The organism is Marinobacter sp. SBS5, assembly GCF_048285575.1.
Taxonomy (GTDB): Bacteria; Pseudomonadota; Gammaproteobacteria; order Pseudomonadales; family Oleiphilaceae; genus Marinobacter.
Genome location: NZ_JBLWAZ010000002.1, coordinates 105,740 through 126,159, shown reverse-complemented (window position 1 = coordinate 126,159; position 20,420 = coordinate 105,740). Strand labels below are relative to the sequence as shown.

Sequence of the window (20,420 nt, the reverse complement as noted above, 5' to 3'; positions counted from 1 at the left end):
CCTGTTTTATGTCCTTTGAAAAGCTTGGCGAAGACGGTAAAGCCCGTCGTGGTCGCCTGACTTTTCCTCGTGGCACAGTAGAAACCCCAGCCTTCATGCCAGTGGGTACCTACGGCACCGTTAAAGGTATGTTGCCCCGTGATATCGAAGAGATTGGTGCAGAGATTATTCTGGGTAACACCTTTCATCTTATGTTGCGCCCCGGCACAGAAGTGGTGAAAGCCCATGGTGATCTGCACGATTTCACCCAATGGCACGGCCCGATTCTCACCGATTCTGGTGGTTTTCAGGTGTTCAGTCTCGGCGAAATGCGCAAAATTACAGAGCAGGGTGTTACCTTCCGCTCGCCTGTGGATGGCGCCAAGGTCGAGCTTAACCCTGAAATCGCCATGCAAGTTCAGCGGGATCTGGGGTCGGACATTGTCATGATATTTGACGAGTGCACTCCGTACCCGGCTACCGAGAAGCAGGCGAAGGACTCCATGGAGCTTTCGTTGCGCTGGGCAGCCCGAAGCAAGAAGGCGCACGAGGGCAATCCGTCGGCTCTGTTCGGTATTGTGCAGGGTGGTATGTACGAATCCCTGCGCGACCGTTCACTCGAAGGTCTGACCGAAATCGGCTTCGACGGCTACGCCATTGGAGGGCTTTCGGTGGGTGAGCCAAAAGAAGACATGATTCGGATTCTTGATCATCTGCCGCCTAAAATGCCGGAAGACAAGCCACGGTATTTGATGGGGGTAGGGCGCCCGGAGGATATCGTGGAAGCGGTGCGCCGTGGCGTTGATATGTTCGATTGCGTGATGCCTACGCGTAACGCTCGGAATGGCTACCTGTTCACCTCAACAGGCATCGTGAAAATTCGTAACGCCAAGAATCGTCATGATGCTGGGCCTCTGGATGAGCGTTGCGATTGCTACACCTGTAAAAACTTTTCGAAAAGCTACCTGCATCATCTGGATAAGTGTGGAGAGATGCTCGGCTCCCAGCTCAATACCATCCACAATCTGCGTTTCTATCAGAACCTGATGAGCGGATTGCGTGGTGCCATTGAAGCAGGTACATTGTCCGACTTTGTAAGCGAATTCTACGCCTTACGTGGCGAAAATGTGCCGCCGCTGGGTGATGAGTGATCAATTTTGACTAAAGAATAGTCCACAAACGGAGAACCTGAATGAAATCAATCAAACTGCTAATCGCTGGCCTGCTGTCTCTTTTGCCGACCCTGACCATGGCTCAAGGTGTTGAAGGCCAGTCCATGGGTGTTATGGGTCAGGTCATCTTTTTCGCAGGCTTCATTCTGATTTTCTACTTCTTGATCTGGCGTCCGCAGTCCAAGCGCGCTAAAGAGCACAAGAATCTGATGTCCAGCCTGAACAAAGGTGACGAAGTGGTGACTTCTGGTGGCATGGTTGGCCGTATCACCAAAGTTTCTGATGACTTCATCGTTCTGGAAGTAGCTGAAAACATCGAAATCAAAATTCAGAAAGTTGCTGTTGCCGGTGCTCTGCCCAAGGGCACGCTCAAGGATATCTGAGCCGATTCCTGGCTGGCGCGTTGCGCCGGCCGAATCATTTTGGCTGAAACACCAAGGCTGGCGGCTTAGCCGGCTCAAAGGGATCCCATGCTAAATAAGTATCCTCTCTGGAAAAATCTGGTGATCGTGTTCGCGCTGATCATTGGATTCATATACGCCTTACCTAATTTCTTCCCTGACGATTACGCCATTCAGATCACTGGTTCCCGCGGTAGTACCGAGGTTGACCAGCGCATACTTGATCGCGCTTTAGGAGCGCTAGAAAGTCAGGGTATTGAAGTGAAATCCAGCGCTGTTGAAGAGCGCGATGCTTTGATTCGTCTGAACAGCTCCGATGCGCAATTGCGTGCGCGCCCTGCGGTGCAGGCAGCGTTAGGAAATGATTACCTGGTCGCATTGAATATGGCGCCATCGACACCGAATTGGCTGCGTAGCCTTGGTGCCGGCCCCATGAAGCTTGGTCTTGATCTTCGTGGTGGTGTTCACTTCCTGTTGGAAGTGGATATGGATACTGCGGTGACTCAGCGGTTGGAAGCGCTTTCAGGTCAGATTAAGCAGGATATGCGTGAAGAGAGGATTCGTTACCGTGGTGGTGATGTTCGGAACAGTCGTGACATTGTCCTGAGTTTCCGGGATTCGGGCACGCGCGCAGAAGCCTTCTCGCTGGTTCGTGATCAGTACAACGAGTTTTTGTTGAAGGAGAGCTCCGAGGGTGGCGAGTTTCTGCTAACGCTGACCTTGTCCGAGGCAGAAATTCAGGGAATTAGAGAATATGCCCTGGAGCAGAACCTGACGACCATTCGGAATCGAGTGAACGAACTGGGTGTTGCAGAGCCGTTGGTTCAGCGTCAAGGTTCTGATCGCATCATTGTTGAATTGCCTGGTGTTCAAGATACTGCGCAAGCAAAGCGGGTTCTGGGTGCGACAGCCAACCTCGAGTTCCGTATGGAGGCTCGTCAGGACGCTTCGTCATCGGAAACCGAACAGTTCAGCTTCCGCGATACACCTCAGCGTACCGCTCGCCTTCAGCGTGATGTGATTGCCACCGGTAATAATGTGGCGAACGCGCAACAGGCGTTTGATGAGAACGGCCAGCCTCAGGTTAATATCACCATGGATTCGGTCGGTGGTGATCTGATGAACCGGGCGACCCGGAACAACATTGGTCGCCGTATGGCCGTTCTGTTCATTGAGTTCCGTACAGAGATGGAGACCCGGGAAGTTAACGGCGAGCTGAAACAGGTTGAAAAGCGCGTTGTTGAAAAAGGTCTGATCAGTCTTGCCACGGTGCAGTCGGCGCTCGGAAGCAGTTTCCGTATTACCGGATTGGATTCGATTCCGGAAGCGGCTGAGCTTGCACTGTTGCTGCGAGCAGGTGCCTTGGCTGCGCCGATGTACTTTGTGCAAGAGCGCACCATCGGGCCAAGCCTCGGTCAGAAGAACATCGATGCCGGTGTGATGTCTGTAGCCTTGGGCTTCGGTTTGGTGCTTCTTTATATGCTGGCGTTCTATCGCGGCTTCGGCATGATTGCCAATGTTTCTCTGACCTTGAACTTGATGCTGCTTGTGGCTTGCATGTCGATCTTGTCTGCCACGCTTACGTTGCCGGGTATCGCCGGTATCGTATTGACGGTGGGTATGGCGGTCGATGCTAACGTGCTCATCTTCGAGAGAATCAAAGAGGAGCTAAGAGCAGGGGTGCCGCCTCAGACAGCCATTAACTCGGGTTACGGGCGTGCGTTCGTGTCGATTTTCGATGCCAATATCACCACGCTTTTGGTGGCGATTATCTTGTTCGCCATGGGTTCTGGCCCGGTGAAGGGTTTCGCGGTCACTCTTTGTATCGGGATACTCACGTCTATGTTCAGTGGTTTGATGGTAAGCCGAGGCATCGTCAATCTGGTATACGGCGGCCGTAGGGTCGAGAAACTGTCGATCGGAGGTAAGCTCGCCAATGTCTGATACGAATACGCAACCGTTTGATTTTATGGGGCTTCGAAAGGCCGCGTCAGTGTTATCGCTGGTGTTGGTTATCGGTTCCATTGTTTTGCTTGGGGTTCGTGGCCTGAATTTGGGCATGGACTTCACGGGTGGTACGTCTGTTGAGTTTGAATATGCAGAGGCTCCGAGCCTGGACAATATTCGTAACCAGCTTACCGAGGCCGGATATGAGCAGTTCTCGGTTCAGAACTTTGGTGCAGACACCACGGTTCTGATCCGTATGGCTGAGTCAGGTAATGATGAGTTGGCTCGGGAAGTGACTGCGGCCCTTTCTAAGTCTGGGGATGATCTGGAGCTTGTGAGTTCGGAGTTCGTTGGTTCCCAGGTTGGGGAAGAGCTTAAAGAGGACAGTGGACTTGGTCTTCTGATTGCTCTGGCCGTTGTGCTGATTTATGTCGGTATGCGCTTCCAGTTCAAGTTTGGCATCGCTTCGGTCGTACCTCTGGCTCACGATGTGCTGATTGTTTTGGGCATGTTCGCGTTGTTCCAGTGGACGTTCGATCTGACGGTACTCGCTGCGATTCTGGCGGTTATCGGTTACTCCCTGAACGACACCATTGTTGTGGCTGACCGGATTCGGGAGAACTTCCGTAAGTTGCGGGTGGGGGAGCCCTGGGATGTGATCAATCAGTCCATCCACGAAACCATTTCCCGTACCATCAATACCTCCGGTACGACGTTGGTGGTTCTAATCGCGCTTTACTTCTTGGGTGGTGAAGCCATCAACAACTTTGCGCTGGCGTTGATGATCGGTGTGGTTGTGGGTACTTACTCGTCCATCTATGTGTCTGCAAACATGTTGATGGTGATGGGTGTTACTCGTGAAGACTTGATGGTGCCCGCTGAAGAGGGTGCTGGCGATGAAGCGGAAGAAGAGCAGCCGCCTGAGTGGTTGAACCGCATGTAATCGGCCTGGAGCCGGTTAACGTCGGCGCCAAAAAAAACCGCCAATCCGAATGGATGGCGGTTTTTTTGTGCCCGAAAATCTTATCGAGGTAGTCGACCGCGGAACGGGTTCAGTACCTTGAGGATTTCGCGGAACAGTTTTGGGTTTGCAACGATCAGCTGTCGCGCAGTACCCATCGATGGATTGCCAGAGAAGTCGCCGGTCAAAGCGCCTGACTCCATGGCCAGTGTTACACCCAGATCAAGGTCGGCAGCGGATGGGCGGAAAATAACGGCGGCATCCAGCAGGCCTGCAGAAACACGGGCTATGTCGAGCACAACGCAGCCGGACGTCCGGAAAATGGAGGTCTCGCTAGCCAGAGTGGCTGCCATCTCGCCCCAAATCATCGGGTCGTCGCCTTGGCGAGTCTGATCCAGTAGGTTGGAGGCCAGTGCGGATTTGGCTGGCATTTTAACGTCTGAGGCGCGAACCCGGCGGCTGTTCAATGCGGCGCCGTGACCCCGGCTGGCAGAGTACTCTTCGCCGGTAATCGGGTTAACGATCAGAAGGTTCTCGGTGCGGTTGTTCTTCTTCTGGGAAAGTGCCAGAGCGAACTCGGGGATTCCGCGAACGAAGTTGTCCCGGCCAAGAATCGGAAAGATGTGCCAGCTTCTTTCGCTGCCATTGGCGTCGGCTTCACCCATCGGTGCGATGGTGTGATCTTTATAAGCTTTGGCCAGCTGTTCTGTGAAGTTGTCGTAGATAGATTGCTCTACCCGTTCCAGCTGTCGGTAACGGTCGGCTTCGTCTTTGCCGTTGGGTTCCTGACGCTCGAAATGGGCTTTGAGGTAGTCAGACCCATGGCGGGCAACGCGCAGGGCCATTTTAATTGCTGGTTGCATCTGAGAGTTCATTATCCGAATGTGTGAAGGGCCGCCATCATAGCAAAAACTTGCCGCCCTTGTATGCTTTTTGCCTCAGCAAATGCACGCATACCTTAGGGTTTCGGGATATTCAGAGAACCGTTCTTTTTGGGTTTCTGGTATAATTCGCCTCTTTTTTCAAAATACTGATGAGTAACAGGCCCAGATACCATGCATGAACCCGCGCTGTCGCCGGAAAGTAATGACTCGTTCAAAGACCAAATCCGTATTGTTCTGGTAGAAACCTCCCACTCCGGAAACATCGGGGCTGTTGCGCGGGCCATGAAAAATATGGGGCTGGGAAATCTTTGGTTGGTGAACCCGGCATCGTTTCCTGATGAAACCTCTTACGCTCGGTCAGCAGGAGCGAGCGATGTGCTGGATAGGGCTCAGGTGGTCTCTTCGCTGGACGAGGCGTTAGCAGATTGCGTGATGGTGATGGGAACCAGTGCTCGAGGTCGTAAAGTGCCTTGGCCAGTGATTCCGCCGCCGGACGCAGCCGCAACCGCTGTGCAGCAAGCGGCTACTGGCAAGGTGGCTCTGGTTTTCGGTCGTGAGAATCACGGTCTTTCTAATGACGAGCTGCAGCGTTGTCATTATCACATACATATCCCTTCTAATCCTGATTACAGCTCGTTGAATCTGGCTATGGCAGTTCAGGTGATCTGCTATGAGCTGAGGATGTTTCACCTGAAAAGCCTTGAGGAGGGCGAATCGAGCCCCTACCTTCAGCCTATGGTTGCGCCAGGCGATGAGGGTTGGGATTCCCCTCCCGCTACGGCTGGTGAAGTGGAAGGCTTTTTCGGGCATTTCGAGCAGACGCTTGTCGACGTAAACTTCCATCGACGGGATAACCCGCGTCATCTGATTGCTCGTATGCGACGACTGTTCCAGCGAGCGCGCATGGACCAAATGGAAGTGAACATTCTTCGTGGAGTTCTTTCCTCGATACAAAAGGCGGCCGGTAACCAGAACGGCAAAGAGCAGGGCGCGGGAATTTCTTCAGACTCCCAAGATAGAGGTCAGGAGTAGAGTTATGCTTGAACGTTTGAGGGAAGATGTAAATAGCGTTTTTCATCGTGACCCTGCGGCGCGAAATACCTTTGAAGTTCTAACGAACTACCCGGGCTTGCATGCGCTTCTGTTGCATCGTTTGGCTCACTGGATCTGGGGGCTTGGTCTGAAGTGGTTGGCGCGAACGATCTCCACGCTGACGCGTTGGTTTACCGGTATTGAAATTCACCCGGGAGCGACGATTGGCCGGCGGTTTTTTATCGATCACGGCATGGGAGTGGTTATTGGTGAGACGACCGTTATCGGCGACGACGTCACCCTCTATCAAGGGGTAACTCTTGGGGGTACTAGTTGGAATAAAGGTAAGCGGCACCCCACTATCGGTGATGGTGTGGTGGTGGGTGCCGGCGCCAAGATTCTGGGGCCGTTTGAAGTGGGCGCTGGCGCTAAGATTGGTTCCAACTCGGTTGTGACCAAGGCTGTTCCTGCGGGTGCAACGGTTGTGGGTATCCCGGGTCGGATCATTGTTAAGCGGAAGGCGGAAGAAGCGGATAATCCTCGCCGGAAAGTTATGGAAGAGCGAATGGGTTTCGATGCATACGGAGTTACCGAAGAGATGCCGGACCCAGTGGCTCGCTCTGTCCGCGCATTGCTTGACCATATGCATGCCGTAGATGAACGGTTAGAGGTCATGTGCAAGGCGCTTCGCAAGGTGAACAGCGAATATCAGAACGGGGATTTGCCGCAATTGGATGAAGAGGACTTTGATTGTGTGCGCGATGAGCCCGAGAGCGACGGCAAAGTCTGAATACTTGACTGTTTTAGTGGGTCAATTCATACTCAGCGATGAAATCCAATATTCAAACCCATTGTCGGGGCTGAGAATATGAAGCTCACTACAAAAGGCCGCTATGCCGTTACAGCAATGCTGGATCTGGCGCTGCATGGTAGCGAGAGGCCGGTGAGCTTGGCCGATATTTCGTCGCGTCAGGAAATCTCCTTATCCTACCTGGAACAGCTCTTTTCCCGTTTGCGCCGACAACAGCTTGTCGTGAGTATTCGCGGGCCTGGTGGAGGGTACCGCTTGAGTCGGCATGCGGACGAGGTGTTTATCGCTGAAGTGGTCGATGCCGTCAGCGAGTCACTCGATACCACGCGTTGTGGCAATAAAGGTGATTGTCAAAATGGGGAAAAGTGTTTGACCCATCACCTTTGGTCCGATCTAAGTGATCAGATCCATCAGTTCTTGAGTGATATCAGTCTCGGTGATCTGATGCGTAAGCGTGAAATTCAATTGGTCGCTGACCGTCAAAATCGCAAGCAGTCAGAGACCGATGCGGATGCGATCAATACCCGCCAACTGACAGATCAGGCCCCGGCCTGACAACAACGTACTCCCGTTAAATTATGAAAAAGCCTGTATATCTGGATTATGCGGCGACGACGCCGGTTGACCCGGTTGTTGCTGAATTCATGGCAAAACACCTCACGCTTGAGGGTGTTTTTGGTAATCCTGCCTCGCGATCCCACGGGTTCGGCTGGCAGGCGGAAGCTGCGGTAGAAAATGCCCGCCGACAAGTGGCCGGGCTGATTCACGCTGACCCTAGAGAGATAGTTTGGACCTCGGGTGCGACCGAGTCCGATAACCTCGCGATAAAAGGGTCGGTGGATATCGGCAGTAAGCCACATATTGTGACCTCGATCATTGAGCATAAAGCGGTGGTTGATACCTGTAAGTGGTTGGAGCAGCAGGGTGTCGAGGTTACCTGGTTGAGTCCTCAAGCCGATGGTCGTGTTTCTCCCGAGTCTGTTGAGCAGGCGCTAAAAGAGAACACGGTGCTCGTTAGTCTGATGCTGGTGAACAACGAGCTCGGGTGTATCACCGACATTGCTGCCATTGGTTCCATGTTAAGAGAGCGGGGTGTCCGTTTTCATGTTGATGCGGCTCAGGCAGCCGGAAAGATGCCTGTAGATGTCGGTCAGCTTAACGTTGATCTTTTGTCGCTGTCCGCCCACAAGGTTTACGGGCCGAAAGGTATTGGGGCCTTATACGTGCGTCGCTCGCCGGACGTTCGTGTTGAAGCGCAGATGCATGGCGGTGGTCACGAACGGAATATGCGCTCTGGCACCCTTGCTACCCATCAGATTGTGGGTATGGGCAAGGCGTTCGAGCTGGCAGGTCAGGGGCTTGAGAATGAGATGGCGCGGCTGGAAGACTTGCGCCAGCGTTTCTTGTCTGGCTTGGAATCATTGGAAGGCGTGCATTTTAACGGAAGTTCGGAGTATCGCGTTCCAGGTGTCGTTAATCTGTCATTCGAAGGTGTTGAAGCGGAATCGCTCATGCTTGGCCTGCGAAACATGGCGGTGTCTTCCGGATCTGCGTGTGCGTCGGCTTCGGTTGAGCCATCTTTTGTACTGCGCGGGATTGGTCTGAGTGATGAGCTTGCGCATCGAGCGTTGAGGTTTTCGTTCGGTCGTTACACGACGAACGACGAAATCGAATGCGCGAGCAGCCAAATTGTTGATGTGGTTACGCGACTTCGCACGGTGCGGTAGGCAGTGGCCCATTGACTGCGTATAATCTACGCCCTGATTTTTACCCATAACCAGACTGGAGAAGTAACATGGCAAACGAGCGCACGCTCTCTATCATCAAGCCCGACGCGGTAGCTAAGAACGTAATCGGCGAAATCTACAGCCGCTTCGAGAAGGCTGGCCTGAAAATCGTTGCAGCCAAGATGATGCACCTGACTCAGGAGCAAGCTGAAGGTTTCTACGCTGAGCACAAAGAGCGTCCTTTCTTCAACGACCTGGTTGCGTTCATGACCTCTGGTCCTGTTGTTGTTCAGGCTCTGGAAGGCGAAGGCGCCATCCTGAAGAACCGCGAACTGATGGGTGCTACCAACCCGAAGGAAGCTGAAGCCGGTACTATCCGTGCAGATTTCGCTTCTTCTATCGATGCCAACGCCGTTCACGGCTCCGACTCCGCAGCTTCTGCAGAGCGCGAAGTGGCTTATTTCTTTAACGACAACGAAATCTGCCCGCGCGGCTAAAGTTGTCTGTTCAGGGGTGACGATCGTTACCCCTGAATTGGTTATCTGATCGAGGTTATGCCATGACTGCCCCTGCTGAAAAAACCAATCTTCTTGGACTGCCAAAAGCGAAGCTGGAGGCCTTTTTCGAGACTCTGGGCGAAAAACGTTTTCGTGCGCAGCAGGTACTGCAGTGGATTCATCAGCGTGGTGTTGATGACTTCGATCAAATGACCAATATGAGCGTGGCTCTGCGCGAGCGGCTCAAGGAAATCGCTGAAGTGCGTGGTCCGGAGGTCGTTTACGACGAGACCTCCAAAGACGGAACCCGTAAATGGGTCATGCGGATGGACAACGGGAACAACGTTGAAACCGTACTGATTCCTGACGGTGAGCGGGGCACCTTGTGTGTGTCGTCTCAGATCGGTTGCAGCCTTGATTGCACCTTTTGCTCAACCGGTAAACGTGGTTTTAACCGGAACCTTACCGCCGCTGAAATCATCGGTCAGGTGTGGGTTGCTCGTAAGGCGTTTATGCCCTATGAGCCCAGCAGTCGACCGATAACCAACGTTGTCATGATGGGCATGGGTGAACCGCTGCTTAATTTTGACAATGTAGTGGATGCCATGAATTTGATGATGGAAGACCTCGCTTACGGGATCTCCAAGCGTCGCGTAACATTAAGCACATCTGGCGTAGTGCCTGCACTGGATCGCTTGGGTGAGGTTACCGATGTTTCACTGGCCATCTCGCTTCACGCACCTAATGATGAGTTGCGTAACCAATTGGTACCGCTGAATAAAAAGTACCCGATTGCCGAGTTGCTGGCCGCTACCCGTCGCTATTTGGCGCGATTGCCTGATAAGCGTAAGGCGACTATCGAGTATACGGTCATTCAAGGTGTTAATGACCAGCTCGAGCATGCCAGAGAGTTGGCGGTGGTGTTGAAAGGATTGCCTTGCAAGGTCAACCTGATACCGTTCAACCCGTTCCCGGAGAGTGATTTCGAACGCCCGAGTATGAATGCAACAAGGCGGTTCCAGAATATTTTGACCGAAGCGGGTTATGTGACCACGGTTCGCACGCCACGTGGTGATGATATCGATGCCGCCTGCGGCCAGTTGGTCGGTCTGGTCGAAGATCGAACGAAACGAAGTCAGCGTTATATTGCCGTGCAACAAGTGAACCCCTGAACGAAAGGGGCAGTCAGTCATAACAGAAGGTGTTTGTAGATGGTTAAGAACACAGCCGTAAAACTGGCCACACTTTCCTTACTGGTTTTGGGATTGCTTGTTTCAGGTTGCGTAACCACTACAGACAGCCGATTTAACCGCGAAGCTGATCGCGAAAAAGCGCTTGAGAATTACGTCAAACTTGCCTCTCGGTACATCGCTCAGGGAAATCTGACGCGAGCTCGTCACCATCTTGAACGAGCCTTCGAAATCGACGACGACTACGCCCCTGCGCTAGCCGCTATGGGTTTGGTTTACAGCGCTGAAGGGGACGGGCGGCTTTCAGAACAGAGTTTTAAAGATGCCGTGTCAGCCGATGGCGGCTACACACGTGGCCGTGTCTACTATGGCGCGTTTTTGTTCAGTGAGGGTGAGTTTGCGAAAGCTCGGGCCCAGTTCGCCAAAGCATCTGAAGACACCGCCTACAAAGATCGTGGCGGGGTCTTTTATAATCTTGGTATGACCGAGGAGCAGCTCGGCAATCTTGAGCAGGCAGAACAAGCCTATCGCAGAGCGGTAGAGCTAACTCGGGGTGAGGCGCGTACATTGTTATCGCTTTCCCGCGTTTTGGTGGAGCAGGGCGATTATTCAGCGGCCTCCCGGTATTACTCTCGCCTGCAAGTAATGATTCAAAATACTCCCAGATTGGTTCATTCTGCTGAAAGCCTGTATACGGGTATCCGTATTGCACGACATTTCCAGGACCGTGATCAGGAGGCCAGCTTGGCACTCTTGCTGAAAAACGAGTTTGCCGAGTCTGAGGAATACCAACAATATAAGGTGCTGATTGCTAATGGTCAGTGAACAGCCAGAACACTACGTCCCTGCAGAGCCAGTTGGCCAGCAGTTAAAGCGCGCTCGGGAAGCGAAAGGTCTGTCGGTCTCAGCGATTGCTGAGCAGCAGCACCTGCGCTCTTCCATTGTTCAGGCGATTGAAGCCGGGGACTATGAGAAAATTGATACCGAGTTGTTTCTGAAAGGTTATGTCAGAGCTTATGCCCGGCAGGTGGGCCTGAACGCTGACTCGGTAATACGTGACCTGGATGTTGAATTGGCGCCGGCTCGGAAGAGGCGGGAGGAAGCGCTTCAGGCCAATCCGTTGATCGACATTGAGCGTCGTAAGAAACGAAAACAGCGAATGGCTAAAGCCATTCTGTGGCTCTTGTTGATTGGCGTGGTGGCGTTTATCTCCATCCATTTCATCACGCGGGACCAGTCAGTTGTCGGAGACAGCGTTGCGCCTGCCGCTGAGACAACAGCTAGGGACGAAGTGGATGCCAGCGAATCTCTGGTTGAGCCGGTTGTTTCAGAGCCTGCCCCTGATTCGTTGGTGATTGAGCAGGTCGAAGTGTCTGACTCAGTGGATAGCATGGAACGTGTAGATGCTACAGCCGGCGATGCCGAACTGATTTCAACTGCGGATAGTGCTTCGGTTCAGTTAGAGGTGATGTCAGAAGCACCCGACTCGGTTGAGGGTGTTCAGGCACCGTTGGAACAGGTTCAAACACCGGATCCTGTTGAACAGGTAGCGGTGTCCTCTATTGGTCGTCTTGAAATGACTTTTAATGGTGACTGCTGGATAAAAGTCACAGATGCCACCGGCCAGCGCTTGGCGAGTGGTTTGCGCCGACAGGGTAATAAGGTAGATGTGCGTGGTACACCGCCGTTGAAGGTGGTTGTCGGCGCTATGAGTGCATTGGAAGCTATCCGGTTTCAGGATGAAACGCTCGATAAGGGTAGCTTTCGTGTCGTGAACAATCGGTCAGAGTTCACACTCGAACCCTGAATTAAACGTCCGGATATAGTGTTGGTTCCTGTCCATGAAACAAGATTCCCCGATCAAAAGACGTAAATCCCGGCAGATCATGGTTGGTGATGTGCCCGTAGGTGGTGATGCCCCTATCGCGGTTCAGAGCATGACCAACACCAATACCTGTGACGTGGCTGCCACGGTAGGTCAAATCAACGCCATTCAGGAGGCGGGGGCCGACATCGTTCGTGTTTCTGTGCCGTCTATGGAGGCTGCAGAAGCATTTGGTCAGATACGCAAACAAGTATCGGTGCCCTTGGTAGCGGATATCCATTTCGATTATAAGATCGCGCTTCGTGTGGCTGAACTGGGCGTCGACTGTCTGCGAATCAACCCGGGAAATATCGGTCGTGATGATCGTGTCAGTGCTGTGATCAATGCCGCTAAAGATCGCAACATTCCCATTCGTATCGGGGTGAATGCGGGTTCTCTTGAGAAGGCATTGCAGCGCAAATATGGTGAGCCGACGCCTGAGGCATTGGTTGAATCTGCGATGCGCCACATCGATATTCTGGATCGTCATGACTTTCAAAACTTCAAGGTCAGCTTGAAGGCTTCCGAAGTGTTCATGACAGTCGCGGCGTACCGCTTGATCGCTCAACAAATTGAACAGCCATTGCACCTGGGCATTACTGAAGCCGGCGGGTTCCGCTCTGGCACCGTGAAGTCCTCTATCGGTCTGGGGATGTTGCTGATGGACGGCATTGGCGACACCATACGGGTATCGCTGGCTGCCGATCCTGTCCAAGAGATCAAAGTCGGTTTTGATATTCTGAAAAGTCTTCGGTTGCGTAGCCACGGCATTAACTTTATTGCCTGCCCAAGCTGCTCCAGACAGAACTTCGACGTTATTCAGACCATGAACGATCTGGAAGCGCGGCTGGAAGACGTGAATCGTTCGTTGGACGTTGCGATCATCGGATGCATTGTTAACGGCCCCGGCGAAGCTCGCGAGGCCGATATCGGCCTGACCGGTGGTTCACCGAAGAATCTGTTTTATCTTCACGGAAAGCCAAACCAAAAGTTGGTCAATGAGACGCTGACGGATGACTTGGAGCGGTTGATTCGAGAAGAGGTTGCTCGTCGCGAAGAGCAGGACTCGCTCTTAATTGCTAAGTCCGAAGACTGATTTCCATACATTTAATTAAGAAGCAATCAGGGTTTTACTTTGGCTAAAATTCAGGCAATCCGGGGGATGAACGACATTCTTCCGGACCAGACACCTATCTGGCAGTACGTTGAATCAACGGTTCGCAAAGTGCTTTCGCAGTATGGCTATCAGGAAATCCGTATGCCGATTGTGGAGCAGACGGACCTGTTTAAGCGTTCTATCGGCGAAGTCACCGACATCGTCGAAAAAGAAATGTATACCTTTGACGACCGCAACGGTGACAGCCTGACACTGCGCCCGGAAGGTACTGCAGGGTGTGTTCGAGCTGCGGAAGAGCATGGTTTGCTGTTCAATCAGACCCGCCGCCTTTGGTACACCGGCCCAATGTTCCGTCACGAACGCCCGCAGAAAGGCCGTTATCGCCAGTTCCACCAGATTGGTGTTGAGTGCTTTGGCATGGCCGGCCCGGATATCGATGCTGAACTTTTGATGCTAACCGCGCGCCTGTGGGAAGAATTTGGGTTGTCTACCCATGCCCGTCTGGAGATCAACTCCATCGGCACCAGCGAAGCTCGTAAAGTGTATCGGGAAGCCTTGGTTAGCTATCTCGAACAGTATCGGGACGAATTGGACGAAGACAGCAAGCGCCGTTTAACGACTAATCCGCTTCGTATTCTGGACAGCAAAGATCCGAATACTCGCAAACTGCTTGTTAACGCGCCGAGCTTGAGTGAGTACTTGGACGAAGAGTCGGTCGCGCACTTTGAACAGCTCAAGGCTTTGCTGGATGCTGCAGGCGTTGAGTATACGGTGAATCCAGCGCTGGTTCGTGGCCTTGATTATTACGGTAAGACTGTATTTGAATGGGTTACCGAAAGCTTGGGCGCGCAAGGCACCATTTGTGCCGGTGGGCGCTATGATGGCCTGGTACAGCAGTTAGGTGGCAAACCAACGGTAGCGGTAGGTTTTGCGATGGGGCTAGAGCGTCTGATACTGCTTCTGGAAACGCTTAATCTGGTTCCGGATGAGGTTAACAATCAGGCGGATGTCTATGTGACTGCTATGGGTGACCAGAGTGTGGCCTCGGCCATGTCGATTGCGAATACGTTGCGAAATGAATTGCCCGGTAAAGTTGTGATTACTCATTGCGGCGGCGGAAGTTTCAAAAGCCAGATGAAGAAAGCTGACCGCAGCGGTGCTCGCTATGCGGTTATTCTTGGCGAAAACGAAGTGGCGAATGGCACAGCAGGCTTAAAGCCCTTGAGAGATGATCAGCCTCAACAGGAAGTCTCACAGTCAGAGCTGGCGAGTGTTCTGGCCGCACTTGTGTAATGAATTCGACCGATTAACGGGCAACAACAAATAATTAACAGGAGTTTTCATGGCTGAGTTACGCACCGAGGAAGAACAGGTCCAGGCAATCAAGGACTGGTGGAAAAAGAACGGTAGCTCACTGCTAATCGGTATTGGCGCAGCGTTGGCCATCGTATTTGGCTGGCAGGCTTGGCAAAACCATCAGGCCCAAGAACGTGCGGAAGCCGCAAATCAGTTTACAACGTTGCTGACCGCATTCTCTACAGGCGGTGAAGACAGCACAAACACTGTTGAGTTCGTGGCAGAGTCTCTGCGTGAAGAGCATAGCAGCAGTGCCTACGCCATTTATGGCAACTTGGTGCTGGCACGTCAGCAGATGATGGTAGAGAACAATCCAGAGGCGGCTGTTGAATCTCTGCAATGGGCATTGGACAAGGCCGCTGACTATAAGGCCTTGTCGTTGGTTATTCGGAATCGCCTCGCTCAGGCGCAGTTTGCAGCAGGTGAGCACGATGCTGCCTTGGCGACCTTGGACGGTGTAAACGATGCGCACACCTTTGCAGCGGTATTTTCTGAATTGCAAGGCGATATCTTGCTTTCGAAAGGCGACACCGAAGGTGCACGCAAAGCGTATCTTACTGCTAGAGAGCAAGGGCAGGCCCGTGGTGGCGACTTGCTGGAGCTGAAACTGTCTGACCTTGGTGTCGGGGAGGGCGCTTGATGCCTTTGGGGCGTAACAAACCGTTCGGACTAGCGTCAGTATGCGCGGCTTTTGTCTTTTTGTTGGCAGGGTGTAGCGCAACGGATACGTTTGAGCAGCCGGCACCGGTGCCCGAGATAGAAACCTCCGTCGGTTTTGAACGCGTTTGGAGAATGTCCGTTGGTAACGGCCATGACGGTGAGTTTCTTCAGTTAGCGCCCCTGTATGCGGGTGACGTAATATACGCTGCCTCTGCAGATGGCGAAGTGGTTGCCGTATCGGTGGAAGACGGGAAAGTGGTTTGGGAGAAAGAGCTCGACGACCGCATTTTCGCAGGCCCGGGAGCCGATGGACGACAGCTTTATCTCGTAACCCGTGATGCGGAGTTGGTTGCGCTGTCCAGTGAAGATGGCAGTGAAAACTGGCGTGTTGATTTGCCAACCGAAGTGTTGGCAGCGCCCCAGTCGAACGGCTCTCTGGTGGTTGTCCAAACCACTGATGGACGCGTGATTAGCTTCGACACCGAGAAGGGGGAACAGATTTGGCAGTATGAAGCGCAAGTGCCGGTGCTCACGATGCGCACAGCTGCAGCTCCCCTCGTAGGTGCTGATATTGTCATTGCCTCATTCGCCAATGGCCGTGTGATTGCCCTGACAGCTGAGAATGGCCAGCCTGTGTGGCAGTATCAGGTAGGCCAGGCGCAAGGGCGCACGGAATTAGAGCGGTTGGTTGATATTGGCGGCCAGCCACTGGTACTGGATTCGGCCATTATGGTGGTCGGGTATCAGGGCAAATTGGCGTTGATCGACATCCGTTCAGGACAAGAAATCTGGAGCCGCACTGCGTCCAGTTACTACTCGCCTGCGATCGGCAATGGCAACATTTTCCTCGCAGCAGCGAACGGTGATGTCGTCGCTTTGCGTGGTAACGACCGACGTGAGTTATGGCTGCAGAGCGATTTGGCTTGGCGACAGGTGACTCGCCCAGCGGTGGCCGGTGAATACTTGGTGGTAGGAGATTACGAAGGGTATTTGCACGTCATACAGATGAGTGACGGTCGTTTGGTTGGCCAAACGAAATATGATAGTGACGGTATCCGCGTACCTGTCCAGGTACTGAGTAATGGTAACCTGTTGGTTTATGGTAACGGTGGCAAAATGTCGGTTCTCAAGCTTGAACAGGACGACTGAAGCCCCGCTGAAATTACCCGGCTCAGGCCGGGTTTTTGTTTCTTTGTATAGCAGATAATTATGACCCCAGTAATTGCCCTTGTAGGACGCCCGAACGTAGGCAAGTCCACCTTGTTTAACCAAATGACCCGCTCTCGGGACGCTTTGGTCGCGGATTTTCCCGGGCTAACTCGTGATCGAAAATACGGAGAAGGTTTCTACGAGGATCGAAAATTTATTGTTATCGATACTGGTGGACTCACAGGCCAAGAGGCCGGTTTGGACTCGGAAATGGCCCAGCAGTCCCTTCAGGCCGTTGAAGAGGCAGACATTGTATTGTTTCTGGTGGATGGCCGTGCAGGTCTGACCGCCGGTGACGAAGTGATCGCCGACCATCTGCGCCGCTCGGACAAGCAGGCCCATCTGGTAGTGAATAAAACCGATGGTCAAGATCCCGATGTGGCGGCGGCTGATTTTTATAAATTGGGTTTTCAGTCCGTTTTCATGATCGCAGCTGCTCATAACCGCGGCGTCCGTTCTTTGCTTGAACATCTGCTTCCAGAGCCTGAAGAGCCGCAAGAGCAAGACCGGGCGGATCGCTATCCAGGCATTCGTATCGGTGTTGTCGGACGTCCAAACGTGGGTAAGTCAACACTGGTTAACCGCATGCTCGGCGAAGAACGAGTGGTTGTTTACGATATGCCAGGCACAACTCGGGACAGTATTTACATTCCCTATGAACGGCATGGGCACGAATACACCTTGATCGATACGGCGGGTGTGCGCCGTAGAAAGAATGTAAAGGAAGTGGTCGAGAAGTTTTCCATCATCAAAACCTTACAAGCGATTGATGATGCCCACGTTGTGATTCTGGTAATCGATGCTCGTGAAGGGCTGGTTGACCAGGATTTGCACTTGATCGGCTTTGTGCTGGACGCTGGCCGCTCGTTGGTTATTGCGATCAACAAGTGGGATGGCATGAACTCTGAAGATCGGGCGAAAGTAAAAGAGCAAGTGGCCCGTCGTTTGGACTTCCTCGATTACGCCGATAAGTATTACATCTCAGCTTTGCACGGCACCGGTGTCGGCACGATGTATGAGTCGGTTCAGGCCAGCTACGAATCCTCGATGGCTAAATGGCCGACGAACCGGTTGACCGCCATTCTCGAAGACGCGATCGCTCAGCATCAGCCACCGATGGTTCACGGTCGCAGAATCAAGTTGCGGTACGCTCACCAAGGTGGTTCGAACCCTCCCATCATTGTGGTTCACGGTAACCAGGTGGGCTCTCTGCCGGGTGCTTACAAGCGCTATCTGGAAAACACGTTCCGCAAAGTGCTGAAGGTGGTTGGTTCACCGATTCGCTTCGAGTTCCGCGGGGGTGAAAACCCCTTTGCCAATAAGGTGGATCGACTCACGCCAAGGCAAAAGGTTAAGAAGGACAACGACATTAAGAAAGGTCGTGTCGTCAAGAGAGTCCGGCAGAAAAGTACGAAGCGCTAATCTGCCGGATTACCTACCTGATCAGAGAGCGGCTCAGGCCGCTCCTGCATCTTCTACCTGTTTAGCCTGAACGCTTGTCAGTGCGATGGTGAAGACAATATCTTCTACCAAAGCCCCTCGCGACAAATCATTAACTGGCTTTCGTAGGCCCTGCAGCATTGGGCCAACGCTGACGACATTCGCGCTACGCTGTACGGCTTTGTAAGTTGTATTGCCAGTGTTGAGGTCAGGGAATACGAAGACGGTTGCCTTGCCAGCCACTTTGCTGTCGGGTGCCTTCGATTTGCCCACGCTTTCGATCACCGCTGCATCGTACTGCAAAGGTCCGTCAATCAAGAGATCTGGCCGGCGTTCACGGGCAATGCGTGTTGCCTCCCGTACCTTCTCCACATCCTGTCCGGTACCGGATTCACCGGTGCTGTAGCTGATCATGGCCACGACCGGTTCAATACCAAAGGCCTCGGCTGATTCAGCGCTCTGAATTGCTATGTCGGCCAGCTCCTCGGCATTTGGGTCGGGATTAATCGCGCAGTCGCCATACACCAACACTTGTTGCGGTAGCAGCATGAAAAAGACTGAAGAGACCACCTTGGCGTTGTCGTGAGTCTTGATCAACTGCAGGGCAGGGCGAACGGTATTGGCCGTGGTGTGAATGGCACCGGAAACCAGTCCATCTGCTTCGTCCATGGCAACCATCATAGTGCCAAGTACAACGTTGTCTTCAAGGAGTGCTTCCGCTTGATCCGCCGTCAGGCCCTTGTGTTTACGCAGCTCTACCATGGGGGCGATATAGCGTTCACGTACCGATAGTGGATCAATGATTTCCATATCGTCTGGTATTTGCACGCCCAGCGAGTCGGCCACGGACTGCACTTCTTGTGCGGAGGCGATCAATGCACAGCGGGCAAGGCGCCGTTCGTGGCAGATAATCGCGGCTTGCACGGTTCTGGGTTCGCTGCCTTCGGGAAGAACGATACGTTTATCCGCCGCACGGGAGCGCTCAGACAGTTGGTAGCGGAAGGCCGGCGGTGAAAGACGACGTTGTCGGGTTACTTTCAGGTGCTCTTCAAGCCATGCCGTATCGATGCTTTTAGCAACTGCTTCCATGGTTTGCTCAACCCGTTCGGTATCATCAATAGGGACTGCAGGTGAAAGGCTAGCCAGCCTGTTTGCGGATTCATAGGTGTTGTTGTCCGAACCAAGAATAGGCAGCCCCGTATCGAGTGCTCGCCGGCACAGTTCGATGACGTTGTCGTCGGGCAGTAGGCCACCGGTAAGCACTAGGCCCGCAAGTGGAACGCCGTTCAGGGCTGCAACGGCTGTCGTCACGATGATATCGTCCCGGTCGCCCGGAGTGACCAACAGCGTGCCGGGTTTCAATATGTCGGTCATGTTTCGGATGGTGCGGGCACACACGGCTACTTTCTGTATCCGGCGATGGTTCATTTGGCCTTCATGGAGCACCTTTATGCCTAGCTCTCGGGCCACGTCTGACACGCGCGGCGCCAGAAGCTGAGGGTCCCAGGGGATTTTACCTAATAGATGAAAGCGCCCGGTCGAAAACACCTTGCAGGACGTTTGAAAATCGATCTCGGGAGTGTTGTCTTTGGATTGGAGCGATAAATCCGGGCGGGACTGTCGTGGCTCGCCTACTTTGTTCAGTATGACAGCGATGACTTCCGGGTCAGAAGGCCCTGCGAATAAGCGAGCGGAGAAATCGAGTTCCTCATCCAGCTCCTTCGCCGAGCAGTTTTTTGGGGCGCTCACGAGAATCACTTCGGAGCCAAGGTTGCGCGCTACTTCCACATTCAGGCGTGCGATGTAAGTTTCGCCGCTGTCGGGAACAAGACCTTCGATAATAACGACATCGACTTCCTTGGCGACCTTCTGGTATTCGCCAACCACGTTTTCCAGCAACAGGTCTGCTTTTCCGTGGTTCAGTAGTTGTTGTGCTTTTTTCAGAGGGATTGGGTCTGGGACTTTTTGTTCACCGTGCGCCCGTACAAAAGCAACCGAGGAGTCCTTGCCGCCATTGTGAATGGCTTCTCCTTGATGGACGGACTGAGTGAAAGGTTTGTAAAAACCAACACTGACTCCTTCCTGTTCCAGCGCGCGGAGCAGCCCGAGGCAAACGGAGGTCAAACCTGAATTCATTGAGGTCGGCGCGATAAAAAGACTTTTTGCCATGATC

Annotated in this window: 19 protein-coding genes; 17 read left to right on the top strand and 2 right to left on the bottom strand. The window is 53.2% G+C overall.

All coding sequences use genetic code 11. The features are described from left to right. Positions 1-8 precede the first annotated feature (8 nt). The 4 genes from tgt (at position 9) to secF (ending at position 4,442) form a co-directional block, all read left to right on the top strand. Positions 9-1,130, top strand: a complete 1,122-nt coding sequence (tgt, locus tag ACNQ6O_RS06180) for a tRNA guanosine(34) transglycosylase Tgt (RefSeq protein ID WP_418052538.1) — start codon at positions 9-11, stop codon at positions 1,128-1,130. Between the two features lie 98 nt (positions 1,131-1,228). Continuing rightward, the gene (gene yajC, locus ACNQ6O_RS06175) at positions 1,229-1,534 is read left to right on the top strand and encodes a preprotein translocase subunit YajC (RefSeq protein WP_418052537.1); all 306 of its coding nucleotides are present in this window, start codon (positions 1,229-1,231) and stop codon (positions 1,532-1,534) included. An 87-nt stretch (positions 1,535-1,621) separates the two neighbouring features. Further along, complete coding sequence (gene secD / locus ACNQ6O_RS06170; RefSeq protein WP_418052376.1) at positions 1,622-3,496, top strand: protein translocase subunit SecD; 1,875 nt, start codon at positions 1,622-1,624, stop codon at positions 3,494-3,496. Then, the gene (gene secF / locus ACNQ6O_RS06165; protein WP_418052375.1) at positions 3,489-4,442 is read left to right on the top strand and encodes a protein translocase subunit SecF; all 954 of its coding nucleotides are present in this window, start codon (positions 3,489-3,491) and stop codon (positions 4,440-4,442) included. Before secD ends, secF begins: the two co-directional genes overlap by 8 nt. Positions 4,443-4,522: 80 nt before the next feature. Here the strand turns inward: secF and ACNQ6O_RS06160 are convergent, their stop codons facing one another. Beyond that, a complete protein-coding gene (locus ACNQ6O_RS06160; protein ID WP_418052374.1) occupies positions 4,523-5,323 on the bottom strand; it encodes an inositol monophosphatase family protein in 801 nt (266 codons plus the stop codon). Positions 5,324-5,515: 192 nt separating this feature from the next. Here ACNQ6O_RS06160 and trmJ point away from each other — a divergent pair, with 192 nt between their 5' ends. The 13 genes from trmJ (at position 5,516) to der (ending at position 18,229) form a co-directional block, all read left to right on the top strand. Beyond that, entirely contained in the window at positions 5,516-6,376 is an 861-nt protein-coding gene (trmJ, locus tag ACNQ6O_RS06155; RefSeq protein ID WP_418052373.1) for a tRNA (cytosine(32)/uridine(32)-2'-O)-methyltransferase TrmJ, read from the top strand. Between the two features lie 4 nt (positions 6,377-6,380). Next, positions 6,381-7,166, top strand: a complete 786-nt coding sequence (gene cysE, locus ACNQ6O_RS06150) for a serine O-acetyltransferase (protein WP_418052372.1) — start codon at positions 6,381-6,383, stop codon at positions 7,164-7,166. Between the two features lie 78 nt (positions 7,167-7,244). Next, positions 7,245-7,742, top strand: a complete 498-nt coding sequence (locus ACNQ6O_RS06145; RefSeq protein WP_418052371.1) for an Rrf2 family transcriptional regulator — start codon at positions 7,245-7,247, stop codon at positions 7,740-7,742. A 23-nt stretch (positions 7,743-7,765) separates the two neighbouring features. Beyond that, positions 7,766-8,914 (top strand): IscS subfamily cysteine desulfurase, encoded by a 1,149-nt coding sequence (locus ACNQ6O_RS06140; RefSeq protein WP_418052370.1) that lies wholly within the window; start codon positions 7,766-7,768, stop codon positions 8,912-8,914. Positions 8,915-8,982: 68 nt separating this feature from the next. Beyond that, positions 8,983-9,411, top strand: coding sequence for a nucleoside-diphosphate kinase (ndk, locus tag ACNQ6O_RS06135; RefSeq protein ID WP_247063391.1), 429 nt, complete (start codon positions 8,983-8,985; stop codon positions 9,409-9,411). A 62-nt stretch (positions 9,412-9,473) separates the two neighbouring features. After that, positions 9,474-10,583 (top strand): 23S rRNA (adenine(2503)-C(2))-methyltransferase RlmN, encoded by a 1,110-nt coding sequence (gene rlmN, locus ACNQ6O_RS06130; protein ID WP_418052369.1) that lies wholly within the window; start codon positions 9,474-9,476, stop codon positions 10,581-10,583. Positions 10,584-10,622: 39 nt separating this feature from the next. Beyond that, complete coding sequence (gene pilW, locus ACNQ6O_RS06125; RefSeq protein WP_418052368.1) at positions 10,623-11,426, top strand: type IV pilus biogenesis/stability protein PilW; 804 nt, start codon at positions 10,623-10,625, stop codon at positions 11,424-11,426. Continuing rightward, positions 11,416-12,408 (top strand): RodZ domain-containing protein, encoded by a 993-nt coding sequence (locus ACNQ6O_RS06120; protein ID WP_418052367.1) that lies wholly within the window; start codon positions 11,416-11,418, stop codon positions 12,406-12,408. Before pilW ends, ACNQ6O_RS06120 begins: the two co-directional genes overlap by 11 nt. A 34-nt stretch (positions 12,409-12,442) precedes the next feature. Continuing rightward, entirely contained in the window at positions 12,443-13,561 is a 1,119-nt protein-coding gene (ispG, locus tag ACNQ6O_RS06115) for a flavodoxin-dependent (E)-4-hydroxy-3-methylbut-2-enyl-diphosphate synthase (protein WP_418052366.1), read from the top strand. 39 nt (positions 13,562-13,600) lie between these two features. After that, the gene (gene hisS / locus ACNQ6O_RS06110; protein ID WP_418052365.1) at positions 13,601-14,875 is read left to right on the top strand and encodes a histidine--tRNA ligase; all 1,275 of its coding nucleotides are present in this window, start codon (positions 13,601-13,603) and stop codon (positions 14,873-14,875) included. A 49-nt stretch (positions 14,876-14,924) separates the two neighbouring features. Then, positions 14,925-15,578 carry a YfgM family protein gene (locus tag ACNQ6O_RS06105; protein WP_418052364.1) on the top strand — a complete coding sequence of 218 codons (654 nt, stop codon included), beginning with the start codon at positions 14,925-14,927 and terminating at the stop codon, positions 15,576-15,578. Continuing rightward, positions 15,578-16,747 (top strand): outer membrane protein assembly factor BamB, encoded by a 1,170-nt coding sequence (gene bamB / locus ACNQ6O_RS06100; protein ID WP_418052363.1) that lies wholly within the window; start codon positions 15,578-15,580, stop codon positions 16,745-16,747. Before ACNQ6O_RS06105 ends, bamB begins: the two co-directional genes overlap by 1 nt. Before the next feature lie 60 nt (positions 16,748-16,807). After that, the gene (gene der / locus ACNQ6O_RS06095; RefSeq protein WP_418052362.1) at positions 16,808-18,229 is read left to right on the top strand and encodes a ribosome biogenesis GTPase Der; all 1,422 of its coding nucleotides are present in this window, start codon (positions 16,808-16,810) and stop codon (positions 18,227-18,229) included. A 33-nt stretch (positions 18,230-18,262) separates the two neighbouring features. Here der and pta read toward each other — a convergent pair whose 3' ends face one another. After that, a complete protein-coding gene (gene pta, locus ACNQ6O_RS06090) occupies positions 18,263-20,416 on the bottom strand; it encodes a phosphate acetyltransferase (protein WP_418052361.1) in 2,154 nt (717 codons plus the stop codon). Between the last annotated feature and the right edge of the window lie 4 nt (positions 20,417-20,420).

Coding starts and splice junctions, on each gene's coding strand:
- ndk (WP_247063391.1), top strand. CDS start 8,983: ATGGCAAACGAGCGCACGCTCTCTATCATCAAGCCCGACGCGGTAGCT.
- ACNQ6O_RS06160 (WP_418052374.1), bottom strand. CDS start 5,323: ATGCAACCAGCAATTAAAATGGCCCTGCGCGTTGCCCGCCATGGGTCT.
- ACNQ6O_RS06140 (WP_418052370.1), top strand. CDS start 7,766: ATGAAAAAGCCTGTATATCTGGATTATGCGGCGACGACGCCGGTTGAC.
- pta (WP_418052361.1), bottom strand. CDS start 20,416: ATGGCAAAAAGTCTTTTTATCGCGCCGACCTCAATGAATTCAGGTTTG.
- rlmN (WP_418052369.1), top strand. CDS start 9,474: ATGACTGCCCCTGCTGAAAAAACCAATCTTCTTGGACTGCCAAAAGCG.
- secD (WP_418052376.1), top strand. CDS start 1,622: ATGCTAAATAAGTATCCTCTCTGGAAAAATCTGGTGATCGTGTTCGCG.
- secF (WP_418052375.1), top strand. CDS start 3,489: ATGTCTGATACGAATACGCAACCGTTTGATTTTATGGGGCTTCGAAAG.
- yajC (WP_418052537.1), top strand. CDS start 1,229: ATGGCTCAAGGTGTTGAAGGCCAGTCCATGGGTGTTATGGGTCAGGTC.
- ACNQ6O_RS06105 (WP_418052364.1), top strand. CDS start 14,925: ATGGCTGAGTTACGCACCGAGGAAGAACAGGTCCAGGCAATCAAGGAC.
- der (WP_418052362.1), top strand. CDS start 16,808: ATGACCCCAGTAATTGCCCTTGTAGGACGCCCGAACGTAGGCAAGTCC.
- tgt (WP_418052538.1), top strand. CDS start 9: ATGTCCTTTGAAAAGCTTGGCGAAGACGGTAAAGCCCGTCGTGGTCGC.
- ispG (WP_418052366.1), top strand. CDS start 12,443: ATGAAACAAGATTCCCCGATCAAAAGACGTAAATCCCGGCAGATCATG.
- ACNQ6O_RS06145 (WP_418052371.1), top strand. CDS start 7,245: ATGAAGCTCACTACAAAAGGCCGCTATGCCGTTACAGCAATGCTGGAT.
- bamB (WP_418052363.1), top strand. CDS start 15,578: ATGCCTTTGGGGCGTAACAAACCGTTCGGACTAGCGTCAGTATGCGCG.
- cysE (WP_418052372.1), top strand. CDS start 6,381: ATGCTTGAACGTTTGAGGGAAGATGTAAATAGCGTTTTTCATCGTGAC.
- pilW (WP_418052368.1), top strand. CDS start 10,623: ATGGTTAAGAACACAGCCGTAAAACTGGCCACACTTTCCTTACTGGTT.
- ACNQ6O_RS06120 (WP_418052367.1), top strand. CDS start 11,416: ATGGTCAGTGAACAGCCAGAACACTACGTCCCTGCAGAGCCAGTTGGC.
- trmJ (WP_418052373.1), top strand. CDS start 5,516: ATGCATGAACCCGCGCTGTCGCCGGAAAGTAATGACTCGTTCAAAGAC.